Genomic DNA, 13,215 nt, shown 5'->3' on the forward strand with positions numbered 1-13,215 from the left:
CATCCCCCAATATAAAAGCGGCAGGCCAGGAACTTCCGTTGAAGTCCGGCCTGCCGTTTGTTCTTGTTAAGACGCTAAACTGCCTCTTTTATTTCGCTTGAATGTACCCTTCCGCTTTCAGCAGCTCGGCGATCAGCACGGCGCCGCCCGCCGCGCCGCGCAGCGTGTTGTGCGACAGTCCGACGAATTTGTAATCGTACAGGGAGTCTTCGCGCAAGCGGCCCGCCGAAATGCCCATGCCGCGTTCAATGTCACGGTCCAGCTTCGTTTGCGGCCGGTTTTCTTCTTCAAAATAGGTAATAAACTGCTTCGGCGCGCTTGGCAATTCGAGTTCCTGCGGCCGGCCTTTGAATTGCTGCCAGCGGGCAAGGATTTCTTCTTTCGACGGTTTGTTCTCAAAGGAGATGAACACCGTAGCCAGATGGCCGTCCGTCACCGGGACACGAATGCACTGCGACGTAATCAAAGGCGCGCTGGCCTTGACGATTTCGCCGTTTGCAATGCTGCCCCAGATGCGCAGCGGTTCCTGTTCGCTTTTTTCCTCCTCGCCGCCGATGTAAGGAATGACGTTGTCCAGCATGTCCGGCCAATCGGTAAAGTTTTTGCCGGCGCCGGAAATCGCCTGGTACGTGGAGACGACCACTTGAGCCGGCTTGAAATCCAGCAGCGGATGGATGGCCGGTACGTAGCTCTGGATGGAGCAGTTCGGTTTCACGGCGATAAATCCGGTTTTGGTGCCAAGCCGCTTGCGCTGCGCTTCGATCACCTCGATATGCCCCGGGTTGATTTCCGGAATGACCATCGGAACGTCCGGGGTCCAGCGGTGGGCCGAATTGTTGGAAATAACGGGCGTGCCGGTTTTTGCGTACGCTTCTTCGAGCGCTTGAATTTCATTCTTTTTCATATCGACCGCACAAAAAATGAAATCAACCTGATCGGCCACTTCATCCACTTTCGAAGCGTCCTGCACGACGATGTTTTTGACGGCATCCGGAATGGGTGTTGCCATTTTCCACCGGCCTTGCACGGATTCTTCGTACGTTTTCCCCGCCGAACTCGCACTGGCCGCGATGGCGGTCACCTCAAACCAAGGATGCTGGTCCAGCAGCAGCACAAACCGCTGACCGACCATGCCCGTTCCTCCGACAATCCCCACTTTCAACTTTTGCATCATCCGGTATCAACCCTTTCCCCATGTCTTTTTCACATATTGATAAATAACTATTCAACCCGGCTGCGTTGGTGTATGGCCATATGCGCAATAAAAAAAATCCCACCCCCAAGACGATCCGGTCTTAGGGACGAGATTTACGCTCGCGGTACCACCCCAAATTCGCCGAAATGTCGCCATCTCAGCCTCTTCAAGTACGGCATCGCCCCGGGCGACGCGTATACTCTAGCTCTGTAACAGGAGCTCCTGCCACACCATCCCCCGCTGTTCGGGTTCCAATGTGATGCTCTGAGACTTTCTTCAATAAACAACCCTTTACCCCTTTTCAGCAAGCGGGGCTCTCTGGAAAAGATCTCGTTTATCTACTCTTCTCTTCATCGCGTTTCACTATTACGTATTCGATGTACATATTCGAAATTACGTATTCGATATCGTATGCCACATTTCAATGTTGAAATTATATTATCAAATATTAGCCGGAACGTAAACAGGATTGAACAAATTCCCAGGCGGGCGTTACCTCATTCTCAAAAATCCAAACAAGCAGACGCGCACGGGGGGCCCGGATATACTTGTGCAATCGAATAATAGTCGGCGGAAGGCACTTATCATAAAAATAAGGACAAAAAATGGCGTTACTCCGGCGCTATCAGTCCATTTGAGAGAAATAGGAGAAATTTATGTCGCTATTTTCTCGAAACGCGAGGAAACGCGCGCGTTCTGGACCATTCAATGGAAAATAAGTACAAAAAACGTCGCTATTGGGGATGAACTGGCTAGGGTTCGGATAATACGAACATAAAGTGGCGCTATTTTGAGGGCCAACAGTCCTCGTCGTTCCAGTAGTTGGCTGGTGGTAGCTGGTATTTGATCCCGATACGATGCTCTGATTGGAAATATCCAATTAGATTGAAAATCGGGTGGTAAGTGCAACAGTTTGATTGGATATTTCCAATAGATGCACCTTGACAGGACCCCAAACAGGTGGTTTGAGCGAAATCTATTGGATTTTTCCAATGGAAGTCCAAAATAGAGTTCGGTGTTAGTCATTCTATTGGATTTGTCCAATTGAGAGATAGAGGGAGCGTCGGGTTGCGGGAAGCTCTGGCATATAGAAAGGGAATTTTCATCATCTGATGCTGCTGCGTAGCAGCAACCAGCCCCAATCTATTGGTTGAGCCAAAAATAAACGCAGCTATTTTCGCATAAAGAAAAATTTTAATAATTAAAAAATGTTCTTGCAAATCAGCATTTACCATACTACCATACAAGTATGGTAGTTGTTATCGAAAAACTAAGCCCATGCTTTCGATGCGAGTTTTGCTCGAAACTGTTGCATGGCAGTATTCCCAGCAAAACTTTCAGGAGGTGATGAAATGATCGACATATGGCTCACGCAGCCGGGGTCGGCCGGGAACGCGGTTTACGCCAAATTGAAGGAGCAGATCGTTACGCTGGAGCTGCCGCCGGGGACGGCGCTTTCCGAAAAAGAGATGGCCGCGGCTTTCAACGTCAGCCGTACGCCTGTCCGGGAAAGCTTTGTCCGGCTGGCCCAGGAGGAGCTGGTGGTCGTTTTGCCGCAGCGCGGAACGCGCGTTTCGCTGATCGACCCTGAGCTTGTGCTCGAAGCGCGGTTTATGCGGGAACAGTTGGAACGCGCCGTGATCCGGCTGGCCTGCGAGCAGTTTCCGGGGGATGGCCTAACCGCGCTTGCAGACAATCTGGCCCGTCAACAGGACAGCATCCGGCGGCACGATAATCACGCGATGTTCGCGCTGGATGAGGAGTTCCACCGCATCCTGTTTGGAGGCTGCCGGAAGCTGGGCACCTGGAACGTGATTCAGCAGATGAACGCCCACCTCAACCGTACCCGCGTCCTTTGGCTGACCACTGATCCGCATTGGGAGCTTTTATACGAACAGCACAAAGCGATGTACGAAGCGATTCTGGCTCAAGATGCCGGACGCGCCGACCAATTGATGAAGGAACATCTGAATTTGAGCATAGCCAATTTGCCTGTGCTGCAGGAGAGGTATCCGGATTATTTTAAAAAATAAATGGCGGTGATTACATGCATATGGTATTTCGCTGGTTCGGCGAAGGCAATGACACGGTTTCGCTGGAACAGATCAAGCAGATTCCCGGCGTGGAAGGCCTTGTTTGGGCGCTCCACGACGTGCCGGCCGGAGACGAATGGCCGATGGAGAAAATCGCGGAAGTCCGCAGGCAGGCCGATCGCTACGGGCTTCATCTCGAAGTGGTTGAAAGCGTTAATGTACATGAGGATATTAAGCTGGGCTTGCCAAGCCGGGACGGGTACATCGAAAATTACAAGCGCACCATTGAAAAACTGGCCAAGGTTGGCGTGAAGGTCATTTGCTACAACTTTATGCCGATCTTCGACTGGCTGCGCACCGATCTGCATAAACCCACCGGAGACGGATCGACAGCGCTGTTTTACGAAAAAGCGAAAATTCACAACATCGACCCGTTTGAGCTAGTGCGGACGATCAACGAGAACAGCGCATTAACGATGCCGGGTTGGGAACCGGAACGGCTGGCGCAGTTGACCAAGCTGTTTGAAGCGTACCGGAATGTGACCGAAGAGGATCTGTGGAAGCATCTGCAATATTTTCTGGAAGCGATCATTCCGGTTGCGGAACAAAACGGCATCAAAATGGCGATTCACCCGGACGATCCGCCGTGGCCGATTTTCGGATTGCCGCGCATCATTACGAGTGGGCAAAATCTGCGCCGCCTCTTGTCGCTCGTGGACAGTCCGGCCAACGGAATTACGCTGTGCAGCGGCTCGCTTGGGGCCAATCCGGAAAACGACATTATCGCCATGATCCATGAGTTCCATGAGCGGATTCCGTTTGCCCATATTCGCAATGTACGCGTGTTTGACAACGGCGATTTCATCGAAACGTCGCACCGCACCGCGGATGGCACGGTAGACATTGCCGGAATCGTGAAAGCTTACTTCGATAACGGCTTTAACGGCTATGCCCGGCCGGATCACGGCCGCCATATTTGGGGCGAGCAGTGCCGCCCCGGGTACGGGCTTTACGACCGGGCGCTCGGCATTATGTATTTGTGGGGTTTATGGGATGCCTATGCCAAGGCCAAGCAAACAGCAGAGTCCAATCAATAAGGAGGAAAACCCGATGAATCCACTACCGTCACACCCGTCGCTGGCGGGCAAAACCGCGGTCATTACCGGCGGAGCCGGGGTGCTGTGCCAAGCGATGGCCCATGAGTTGGCCCGCCAAGGGGTCCGCGTCGCCATTTTGAACCGCACCGTGGCTAAGGGCGAGGCTGTCGCCGAGCAAATCCGCCGTGACGGCGGAGAAGCCACGGCCATCGCCTGCGACGTCACGGACGCGGAGAGCGTTAAGGCCGCCGAAGCCGCCGTGCGCGAAAAATACGGCCCCTGCGACATTCTCATCAATGGCGCGGGCGGCAACCAGGCCAGTGCCAACACGACAAACGAGACTTTTCGCCCCGAGGATTTGGAAAACCCGGATGTGACGACCTTTTTTGATCTTAGCTTGACCGGTGTTCGCGGGGTACTCGACCTCAACTTTACCGGCGCGCTGATTCCGACGCAGGTTTTTGCCAAAGCGATGATCGGCCAGCCTGGGGCGGTCGTGATCAACATCTCCTCGATGAGTTCGGTGAGCCCGATGACTAAAGTGCCGGCCTACAGCGCGGCCAAAGCGGCAATCAACAACCTGACGCAATGGCTGGCCGTGCATTTGGCCGAATCGGGAATTCGCGTGAACGCGATCGCTCCGGGTTTTTTCCTGACCGAGCAAAACAAGAATTTGCTGACGAACCCCGACGGATCGCTGACCGAACGTTCGCACAAAATCATCACGCACACGCCGATGCGCCGGTTTGGTGTTCCCGAGGATTTGCTCGGTACGCTGCTGTGGCTGGCGGACGCCGACACCTCCAGCTTCGTGACCGGAACTGTGATCCCCGTTGACGGCGGATTTATGGCTTATTCGGGGGTGTAGCGGGGAAACGCGGTATTTTTGCCAAGATTGCCCTGGCTGGGTTAGTATAGAACCGTAATAATTTATGGCGACGAAAGGATGGTCTCATGAGGTTCAAAGTTTCTTTGTTGGGTTTGCTTCTGTTTTTAAGTATGGTGCCGGCTGCGCTTGCCGCGGAAAACATCCAACTCGACTTCAACGGAAAGCTTGCCGAGACGTCCGCCAAACCCGTAAACAAAGACGGTTCGGTGTACGTGCCTATTCGTGTTGTTGAGGAAATCGAAGGCTTAACGATCAGCAGTTGGGACAATGCGTCCAAAACCTTGACGATCGCCCAGCGCGGAACGGATGCCGCGCTTACCCTGAAAGTCGGCGAAAAAAGCGCCAAAAAGGGATCGCAAACGATCGGCATGTCTCAACCTGCGCAGGTCATAAATAACAGAGTCATGGTCCCGTTGCGATTTGTTGCCGAAGCATTTGATGCTGATGTTGCCTGGAATCCGGACAGCAAGACGGTTTACGTAGCCAAAACCACGGAGCAGCAGAAAAAAAGCCTGCACAGCGGGGATTTGACGGCTGCACGGCTCGCGGCTTTGAACTTGCCGAGAATATCTTCTTTGCCTGACCTTGATTTTTCCGGTGATAGCCTGGGGACCTGGAGCATTTATTTTCCTGAGGGAGAATATAAAAGCTTCTTCACCGTCTCGAACGAAGTCATCAGCTACTATCGGATTACCGATAACGCGGCTCAGTTAATCTGGGAGGCGGCCCTTAACGCCAAGCAAAGCAAGGAATCGACTTTTTACGCTAAAGGGATCATTAAAGAGCAAGGAACCCGCCCGGAAATAAAAACAAATTTAATCTTTTATGATATCTCCACGCACGCCGGGCAAGCGCAATACGGCCGCATCCATACGGATGGAACGGTGAAACAGCTGGGTACAAAAGAGATGAACAATTTGGATGAACTGTTTCCTATTGAAGAAGAGAACGCGGGAGTTTCGCCTCTGCGCCTAGAGGGGACTAGCGAGGCAAAATGACGGGGCATCGGGCATAAATAGAGGGTTGGTTCCAAGAGACTTTTTCTTGTAACCAGCCCGTTTTTTTCTTCAAGTCAAATACCTTGATCTATAACTGTTCTACCTCTTGTCGATATGTTTGTACTCCCCTTCGGGTTTTCTTTGATTAGATACCCCTTCAACGACCGAATGAGTAAATTGTAAAACTTCCCCGTCCCTAACTCTATAATAATACGACGCCTCAGGCTCGTCTTTGAATATAACCATTGTATTAAATAGAGGTGCTTTCCCAACTTTTGTTCTGATGAACTTAATATCTTCATTATTATACCCCTGTGAATATAAGTATTGTCTGACTTGGGAAGTCTGTATAATTTTAAAGACCGAAAGTACAGAGTATATACCGATAACTAATAGACAAACAATCAATAGTGCAATTTTTTTGACTTTCATAACTCACCTCCTTTTAATATAAAAATTACCATATTGGCAGACTAACAATTAAGAAAAATCTCGCAGCTGGCGAAGTCCTTTGTGGTGCAAGCCCATACGCTTAGTGCAAGGGGAGGGATGGGTATGCTGCTCTAACGGACACCAGCGACCTTATCCGCTCATTTCCCGGGTATTTCCCGTCCTAACGGACACAGGCGACCCTATTTCGCTCTAAACCCGTTCATCCAGGCCAATTCGAGGTAAATAAGATCATCTGTGTCCGCTACATTTTGTAAACCTCCGTTTTTCCGAAAATAACGGCTCTGGTGTCCCTTAGCCCCCAGATTCCTCTTCTCCTCCCCTCTCTACCTGCACATCGCCCTCTACCCTACCGAAAGCTTTTAAATTAATCTTAAAGAAGGACCCTACTCTCAAACCACGAATAGAATATTGACATAGTTAACGAATTTAACCCGGAGAAGAGGTCCTGACATGCCAAGTCACGAAGTGATTTCTCGGATTGCCGTCCGGGAGAAGGCCGTCGCCTTTACGTTTGACGATGGCCCCAACCCGGAATTTACGCCGCAGATTCTCGACATTTTTCGGGAAGCGGGGGCTAAGGCCACCTTTTTTATGATCGGCACGCAAATGGAAAAAAGCCTTGGCACCGCGCAGGCCGTGCATGAGCAGGGCCATGAGATCGGAAATCATACTTACACGCACCCTGCTTTGCCTGAAGTCAGTCCCGATGAATGCCGCCGGGAACTGGCGCAATCGGAAGAGCTGATCATGGGGGTGACCGGTTCGAAACCGCGCACGTTTCGGCCACCGTACTTCGCCACCAACGCCGAAGTGGCCGCGATTGCGGCCGGCGAATTCGGCTACCATGTGATTGGGGCGGTAAACGGCGCGGCCACCGACTGGGAGATGCCCGGAGTGCGGCACATCGTCGATAAAACGCGGGAAGCGCTGGCGCCGGGCAGCGTGCTGCTGTTCCACGACGGCTTCGATGACCGCTCACAAACGGTGGAGGCCGTACGGATTCTCGTCTCCAAGCTAACCCAGGAAAGATATCGGCTCGTGACGGTGAGTGAACTGCTTGAAATGAGCGAGCATGATTGGAAAAATCCAACAGATTAACGGAAATCGAATGCTATTGGGAGCTCTCATTGGAAATATCCAATCAGAAGGATAATTCCAATCAGAACGTCATGTTGCCCCACGGCCACAGTAACCCGCCACCCGACTATATCGGCATATAGCCTATGTCGGCACCGCTCGCACTTTATCGGCTTACAGCCCATGCCGGCACAGCTCGCATTTTATCGGCTTACAGCCCATGCCGGTACCGCTCGTACTTTACGCCCCCAAAACGCGAAAGGCGCAAAATACGCAAAGGCAAGAGAACCGTGCATACCAGCGGCTCTCTTGCCTTTTTCGCTTAATTCTGCAAATATACGTTATCTACATATACCGAGGTTTGGCCCGAGGAGTTGCTGGCGTCGATAAATTGAACGCCGTATTCTTTGATGTTGGACTTATCGACTCCCGACAGATCCAGGCTCAAGTCCAAAGTTCCACCGGCGCTGATCGTCCGCCAGCCGCTGTCTTTCCACGTATAGTTGTCGCCGTACTTCACGTACAGCTTGACCCCGAGTCCGGACCCATAGTTTCCCCAGCTCGCCCCCTTCACGGTAGCCCTTAGCTGCGAATGGTCCGAGAAATCGAGATTGCCGCTCTTGTACATATAGTGCTGGCTTCCGTTCGACATTGCCATGTCGACCTGCAAAGATCTCGAGCCTTTGGCGCTCCAGGCCGTGGTGGACCAAGGCCCGCCGACTATATTGCCCCCGCTCCACCCGTCGATGCCCGTTTCAAAGTCGGCATAAGCGCCGTCGGTACCGCCGCCAGGGTTGCCCCCGCCTCCGCCAAGATACTGCCGGAGCCATTGCAGCGCCGGCCGTTCGGTGCCCGAACTGGTGATCAATTGCGTGCCCGCTTCCCAGGTTTGGCCCTCAATATAGCCCCACAGCGTGATCCCTTGTACCGCGGAATGCTCCCAAAGTACGGGGAATTTTTGTTGATATCGGGCCAGCTGTGTACTGTCGTCGCCGGTCATGTCCAGTTCCGATACATAAATCGGCAATCCGGTAGCGGCCAGCGTGTTCAACACCGAATTCATCGTACTCACCGACACCGTGTCCATATTAAAATAATGGCCTTGGATACCGATCCCGTCGACCAGGCCTCTCGCTTTCAGCAGATTGATGATCTTTACATAATTGGCCGCCGCATTTGGATCGCTGATGATCCCATAATCGTTGATCAACAGCTTAGAGTTGGGAAAAGCTTGTCTGGCTTGTTCAAAAGACCAAATAACCCAATCCCAGCCCGTAGCTCCGTCTCCCCCGATTGCGTTCCGGTAAGAAGGTTTGGCGTGCAGCGGTTCATTAACGACATCAACGAATTGCGCACCTCCATACCGCTGCCCCGCCGCCTGAATCCACTGCGTGACTTCCGCCCTCTGCTCTGCGGCCGACAGGCCGCTGATCCAGCCGGGCTCTTGACTGCCCCAAACCAACGTGTGAAATTTGAACGGCATGTTGTTGCTTCTGGCATAATTGTAAGCCGTATCAGCAGCGCTCCAGTTCATGCTGTTCCTTGTTCCCTCAACCGCTCCCCATTTTGTCGAGTTTTCCGGTGTAATCTGATTCCAGTAGGTTGAAAAATTAGAGGGGACACTGTTTGCCACAATATTGCCCAAAAACTTGCTCCCGCTCGCCATTCCGGCCCGGGCTTCCCCGCTGAACGCGGTCGATAGCACGGAGCCCAGCAGCACAAAAGCGGCAAGCCCCATCATGAACCTTGATTTAAGCATCATGATTCCTCCTTGATTATTTTTACTAGAAATCCTCACCTGGACGACACGTGGTATTTAATCTGATGATCGGGATCAGTCACCTCCTTCAAACCCACTAATGCAATCGCTTACATTTCCATATTATAATTGTTTAGTAATATCTGGAATTACCCAAATTAAAGCTTTTACCTTGAAAAATTTAGATGTTGATTACGGATCTCCACTTCCTATCACCCAATAAATAAAGAAATTTGTGGAAAATAGTCGAAAAGACTCATTGATACATTACATTTATTTACTATATAGTTAATTTGAGGACGCCACTTTAGAAATAATTCCACTCTCTTTCTCCCAGGTTTGAGGTATGACGCCCTGAAATTTTTTTGCGACGGGGGGTATGCCATGAACGGATTTAACTTCCAAAATGTGCCGCTGTTGGTTGACCGGACAAGCCCTTTTTAGCACGAATACCAAACCTCGCTTACGAACTCTGCCGTTATTTTCAACCTTGTTCAAACCTTGGTTTCTGCGTAAGTTTTAACCTGTTTGTTTATGGTTTACAAAATTCCCATGAAGGAGCTGTTTGTATGAAAAAATCGAAATTAGGTTCACGCGGAATAATGGTCGCGCTTACATTTTGTCTTGTATTGGGCGGATCGCTGACTTGGGGTTTACCGTCCTCGCTGGCGGTGAATGACGAATCCGGCGCTGCCGGGATTGAAGAGTCCGCTGCACCGGCAATCCAGGACTTTACGGCTGACGAGAGCGAAGAGTCCGTAACAGCAGCAGCGGCGGCCATTTATGTCTCCCCTAACGGCTCGAGCGGTAATTCGGGGACAATCGATAGTCCAACCACGCTGGCTGCGGCCATCACCAAAGTTTCGCCCGGCGGCACCATATACTTGCGCGGAGGCACCTACAACTTTTCCGCTCCGGTAACCATCGAACGGAACAACAGCGGCAGCGCGGGCCAATACAAAACGATCGCGGCGTACGGGACTGAGAAACCAGTGCTGGATTTCTATGCGCAAGCCTTCGCCTCCGACCAACGCGGACTGCAAATTTTCGGGCACTACTGGCATGTCAAGGGGCTGGAAGTGCGGGGAGCGGGAGATAACGGAATTTTCATCGGCGGAAACTACAACATCATCGAAAACGTGGAAACCCATCATAACCGCGACTCCGGGCTGCAGATCAGCCGTTATTCCTCCTCCCTGTCGAATATCGCCGATTGGCCGAGCTATAACCAAATCATTCGGGTATACTCCCATGACAATTTCGACCCCGACAACGGCGAAGACGCGGACGGCTTTGCCGCCAAGCTGACGATCGGCCCGGGCAATGTATTCGACAGCTGCATCGCCGCCTGGAATACCGACGACGGCTGGGATCTGTACACCAAGTCCGAAACGGGAGCGATCGGAACAGTTACGATCAAGAACAGCATCGCCTACAAAAACGGCCAAACCTCAGATGGCAATTCAACGTCGGATAGCGACGGCAACGGCTTTAAGCTGGGCGGGGATAAAATCGCCGTCAATCATATTGTGCAAAACAGCGTCGCCTTCCAGAACAAAAAACACGGCTTCACCTATAACAGCAACCCAGGTTCTATCGCACTCACGAACAATACTTCCTGGAGCAACGGGGAAAGCAACTTCGCCTTCGACAAAGGCACGCATGTGTTCACGAACAACCTGTCGTACTCCGGGGGAGCCAGCGACAAAACGAGCGGAACCGATGTCGACAGCAGCAACGTCTGGTGGAAAAACAAAAAAAGCAACAACGCCAAAGGGCTGGTGGCCAGTGATGCGGATTTCGTCTCCCTGACCCCGTCCGTCACCAGAAACGCCGACGGTTCCTTTAGTCTCGGGAACTTTTTGAAGCTGGCCGCCGGCAGCGACCTGATCGGGTCGGGAACGCCCAGCGGTAAGAATATCGGCGCAACAATGCCATAATGGTAGAGCAAGCGCCGCGGCGAAATTCACTTTGAGTAAAAGGAAGATGTCTGACGGGTCCTTTAAGTAAATAAGTAAATGCGACTTGATTTATGCACGCAAAATTTGCCGGATGCGGAAGAGCGTCTGCATCCGGCGATTTTCTTACATCGACCTCAACAAATTCGCGAGGCTCATTGGAAATATCCAATAGATTGACGGAAATCGGATGCCATTTTGAGCTCTCATTGGAAAAAATCCAATAGAACTCGCTCAAATCGCCCGTTTTGCCCGCCGCCAAGCCCAATCTATTGGAAAATATCCAATCTGACTGCTGTACTTGCCATTTATTTTCCAACTCTATTGGATATTTTCCAATCAGAACGTTATATCAGGGCGCAGGAGCCCCGGCAGGCAATATCGGCTTGGACTACGGTCGTACAGGATGACCTCCGCCTCCCGCAGCCGTTTCAGCGCCTTGACGGTGATCAGCTCGGGTCTCCGGGCCGGCGCCGACGACGCGTACCCTTCCCACGGGGCGGTCACAGGCTTTTACCTGCTCCGGCCGACGTCGCCGGCACCGTGCGGCGGCTGGGCTCGTCCGCTGCAAATACCGGTGGGGACGCCGAGGACGGCACACTCCCGTCTCCTCGCGCAGCTAAGCCTTTTCCTTTCTGCAACGACACGTAAAGCAGCAGTCCCGTAAACACAACGCCGCCCAGGAAGTTGCCGATCAGCACGGGAATCTGATTCCACACCCACCAGTCGGCAAAGCTGACGTCCGCGCCCAGCATCATGCCCGCCGGAATGACAAACATGTTCACGACGGCATGCTCAAACCCCTGCGCGAAAAAGATCAGAATCGGCAGCCACATCGCCGCGATTTTTCCCGCCGTCGAACGCGAAGTCATCCCCATCACCACCCCGAGGGTGACCATCCAGTTGCACAGCACCGCTTTGATGGTGACGAGGGCAAGCCCGCTGCCGCCCATATGTTTGTAGGCGAGCGTTTTGGCTTCACTGGTCTGAATGATCGTTTGGATCAGCGGGTGGCTAAAATCCGTACCCATTTTCGTAATCGTCAGCCCGTAAAGGACCGCATACACCGCGCAGCCGATCAGATGCCCGAGGATCACCCAGCCGAAATTGGCCAGCATCCGGGAAAGCGGGACCCGCCGCTCCAGCACGGCCAAAGGAATCAAAGCAAAGCTGCCGGTCACCAGCTCAAGCCCAAGCAGCACGATGATGACGAAGCCGACGGGAAAAACAAGCGCGCCGACGATACCCAGCGACGTTTGCTGCGTGGCCGTGAAAGCCAGCGTTGTGGCGAAAGCGAGAATCGCCCCGCCCAAAAATCCTTTCGCCAGCATCTGCAGGATGCTAAGGCGAGCCTTGTTCTCTCCCGTTTCAATCATCGCGTTCAGCACTTCACCGGGTTTTACGTAGTCCATGGTGCGTCTCCCCTTCTACAGCGAAATATAGATAGCTCCGTCTTTTTCATCGATTTCGGTTTCGTATACAGTCACTTGGCCATGATCCGGCTCACGCACTTGCCCGCTGGTCAAATCGATCTTCCAGTCATGCAGAGGACAATGTACGGCCGCGCCGCACACCATCCCTTCCGACAGCCGTCCCGCCTTGTGCGGGCAACGGTTTTCGATCGCCCGTACCGTGCCGTCGCTAAGCCGGAAAATCGCGACCTCCGTATCCCCGATCGTTACCGTCCGCGCCCCCAGCCGGTCGATCTCGTCCAGCCGGGCAACCTGTATTTTTGTCAGCATGGTCGTTTCCCCCC

At 52.6% G+C, this 13,215-nt stretch carries 11 protein-coding genes, 1 pseudogene and 1 other annotated feature; of the genes and pseudogenes, 6 read left to right on the forward strand and 6 right to left on the reverse strand.

Annotation, left to right across the window (positions count from 1 at the left end):
- Positions 1-88 precede the first annotated feature (88 nt).
- Positions 89-1,174, reverse strand: a complete 1,086-nt coding sequence (gene asd, locus ACLD72_RS13490) for an aspartate-semialdehyde dehydrogenase (RefSeq protein ID WP_410995605.1) — start codon at positions 1,172-1,174, stop codon at positions 89-91.
- A 120-nt stretch (positions 1,175-1,294) separates the two neighbouring features.
- Positions 1,295-1,558: a binding site (T-box leader), on the reverse strand.
- A gap of 989 nt (positions 1,559-2,547) precedes the next feature.
- Here asd and ACLD72_RS13495 point away from each other — a divergent pair.
- From ACLD72_RS13495 to ACLD72_RS13510, 4 genes are all read left to right on the forward strand, one after another.
- Positions 2,548-3,228, forward strand: a complete 681-nt coding sequence (locus tag ACLD72_RS13495; RefSeq protein WP_410995603.1) for a GntR family transcriptional regulator — start codon at positions 2,548-2,550, stop codon at positions 3,226-3,228.
- Positions 3,229-3,242: 14 nt separating this feature from the next.
- Positions 3,243-4,325 (forward strand): mannonate dehydratase, encoded by a 1,083-nt coding sequence (gene uxuA / locus ACLD72_RS13500; protein ID WP_410995602.1) that lies wholly within the window; start codon positions 3,243-3,245, stop codon positions 4,323-4,325.
- Between the two features lie 13 nt (positions 4,326-4,338).
- Complete coding sequence (locus tag ACLD72_RS13505) at positions 4,339-5,193, forward strand: SDR family oxidoreductase (protein ID WP_410995601.1); 855 nt, start codon at positions 4,339-4,341, stop codon at positions 5,191-5,193.
- 104 nt (positions 5,194-5,297) lie between these two features.
- The gene (locus tag ACLD72_RS13510; RefSeq protein WP_458475809.1) at positions 5,298-6,212 is read left to right on the forward strand and encodes a copper amine oxidase N-terminal domain-containing protein; all 915 of its coding nucleotides are present in this window, start codon (positions 5,298-5,300) and stop codon (positions 6,210-6,212) included.
- 99 nt (positions 6,213-6,311) lie between these two features.
- On the opposite strand, the gene ACLD72_RS13515 is transcribed toward ACLD72_RS13510, so the two are convergent.
- Positions 6,312-6,644: a DUF3139 domain-containing protein gene (locus ACLD72_RS13515; protein ID WP_410995599.1), complete on the reverse strand. Its 333-nt coding sequence runs from the start codon at positions 6,642-6,644 to the stop codon at positions 6,312-6,314.
- A gap of 471 nt (positions 6,645-7,115) precedes the next feature.
- Here ACLD72_RS13515 and ACLD72_RS13520 point away from each other — a divergent pair, with 471 nt between their 5' ends.
- The gene (locus tag ACLD72_RS13520) at positions 7,116-7,763 is read left to right on the forward strand and encodes a polysaccharide deacetylase family protein (protein WP_410995598.1); all 648 of its coding nucleotides are present in this window, start codon (positions 7,116-7,118) and stop codon (positions 7,761-7,763) included.
- 301 nt (positions 7,764-8,064) lie between these two features.
- On the opposite strand, the gene ACLD72_RS13525 is transcribed toward ACLD72_RS13520, so the two are convergent.
- Together ACLD72_RS13525 and ACLD72_RS13530 are read right to left on the reverse strand one after the other, a co-directional pair.
- Positions 8,065-8,577: a hypothetical protein gene (locus tag ACLD72_RS13525; protein ID WP_410995687.1), complete on the reverse strand. Its 513-nt coding sequence runs from the start codon at positions 8,575-8,577 to the stop codon at positions 8,065-8,067.
- Positions 8,554-9,480, reverse strand: a pseudogene (locus ACLD72_RS13530) (endo-1,4-beta-xylanase); the annotation flags it as partial. The gene ACLD72_RS13525 and the pseudogene ACLD72_RS13530, both read right to left, overlap by 24 nt.
- Before the next feature lie 590 nt (positions 9,481-10,070).
- Here ACLD72_RS13530 and ACLD72_RS13535 point away from each other — a divergent pair.
- Positions 10,071-11,441, forward strand: coding sequence for a right-handed parallel beta-helix repeat-containing protein (locus ACLD72_RS13535; protein ID WP_410995597.1), 1,371 nt, complete (start codon positions 10,071-10,073; stop codon positions 11,439-11,441).
- A gap of 521 nt (positions 11,442-11,962) precedes the next feature.
- Here the strand turns inward: ACLD72_RS13535 and ACLD72_RS13540 are convergent.
- Positions 11,963-12,871: a formate/nitrite transporter family protein gene (locus ACLD72_RS13540; protein WP_410995596.1), complete on the reverse strand. Its 909-nt coding sequence runs from the start codon at positions 12,869-12,871 to the stop codon at positions 11,963-11,965.
- 15 nt (positions 12,872-12,886) lie between these two features.
- Positions 12,887-13,201 carry a nitrite reductase small subunit NirD gene (nirD, locus tag ACLD72_RS13545; RefSeq protein WP_410995595.1) on the reverse strand — a complete coding sequence of 105 codons (315 nt, stop codon included), beginning with the start codon at positions 13,199-13,201 and terminating at the stop codon, positions 12,887-12,889.
- Between the last annotated feature and the right edge of the window lie 14 nt (positions 13,202-13,215).

It is taken from the genome of Paenibacillus lacisediminis, assembly GCF_046567315.2.

Excerpts from the sequence above, each read along its gene's own strand:
- ACLD72_RS13535 (WP_410995597.1), top strand. The coding sequence starts at position 10,071 with ATGAAAAAATCGAAATTAGGTTCACGCGGAATAATGGTCGCGCTTACA.
- ACLD72_RS13520 (WP_410995598.1), top strand. The coding sequence starts at position 7,116 with ATGCCAAGTCACGAAGTGATTTCTCGGATTGCCGTCCGGGAGAAGGCC.
- ACLD72_RS13505 (WP_410995601.1), top strand. The coding sequence starts at position 4,339 with ATGAATCCACTACCGTCACACCCGTCGCTGGCGGGCAAAACCGCGGTC.
- ACLD72_RS13495 (WP_410995603.1), top strand. The coding sequence starts at position 2,548 with ATGATCGACATATGGCTCACGCAGCCGGGGTCGGCCGGGAACGCGGTT.
- ACLD72_RS13515 (WP_410995599.1), bottom strand. The coding sequence starts at position 6,644 with ATGAAAGTCAAAAAAATTGCACTATTGATTGTTTGTCTATTAGTTATC.
- uxuA (WP_410995602.1), top strand. The coding sequence starts at position 3,243 with ATGCATATGGTATTTCGCTGGTTCGGCGAAGGCAATGACACGGTTTCG.
- asd (WP_410995605.1), bottom strand. The coding sequence starts at position 1,174 with ATGATGCAAAAGTTGAAAGTGGGGATTGTCGGAGGAACGGGCATGGTC.
- nirD (WP_410995595.1), bottom strand. The coding sequence starts at position 13,201 with ATGCTGACAAAAATACAGGTTGCCCGGCTGGACGAGATCGACCGGCTG.
- ACLD72_RS13540 (WP_410995596.1), bottom strand. The coding sequence starts at position 12,871 with ATGGACTACGTAAAACCCGGTGAAGTGCTGAACGCGATGATTGAAACG.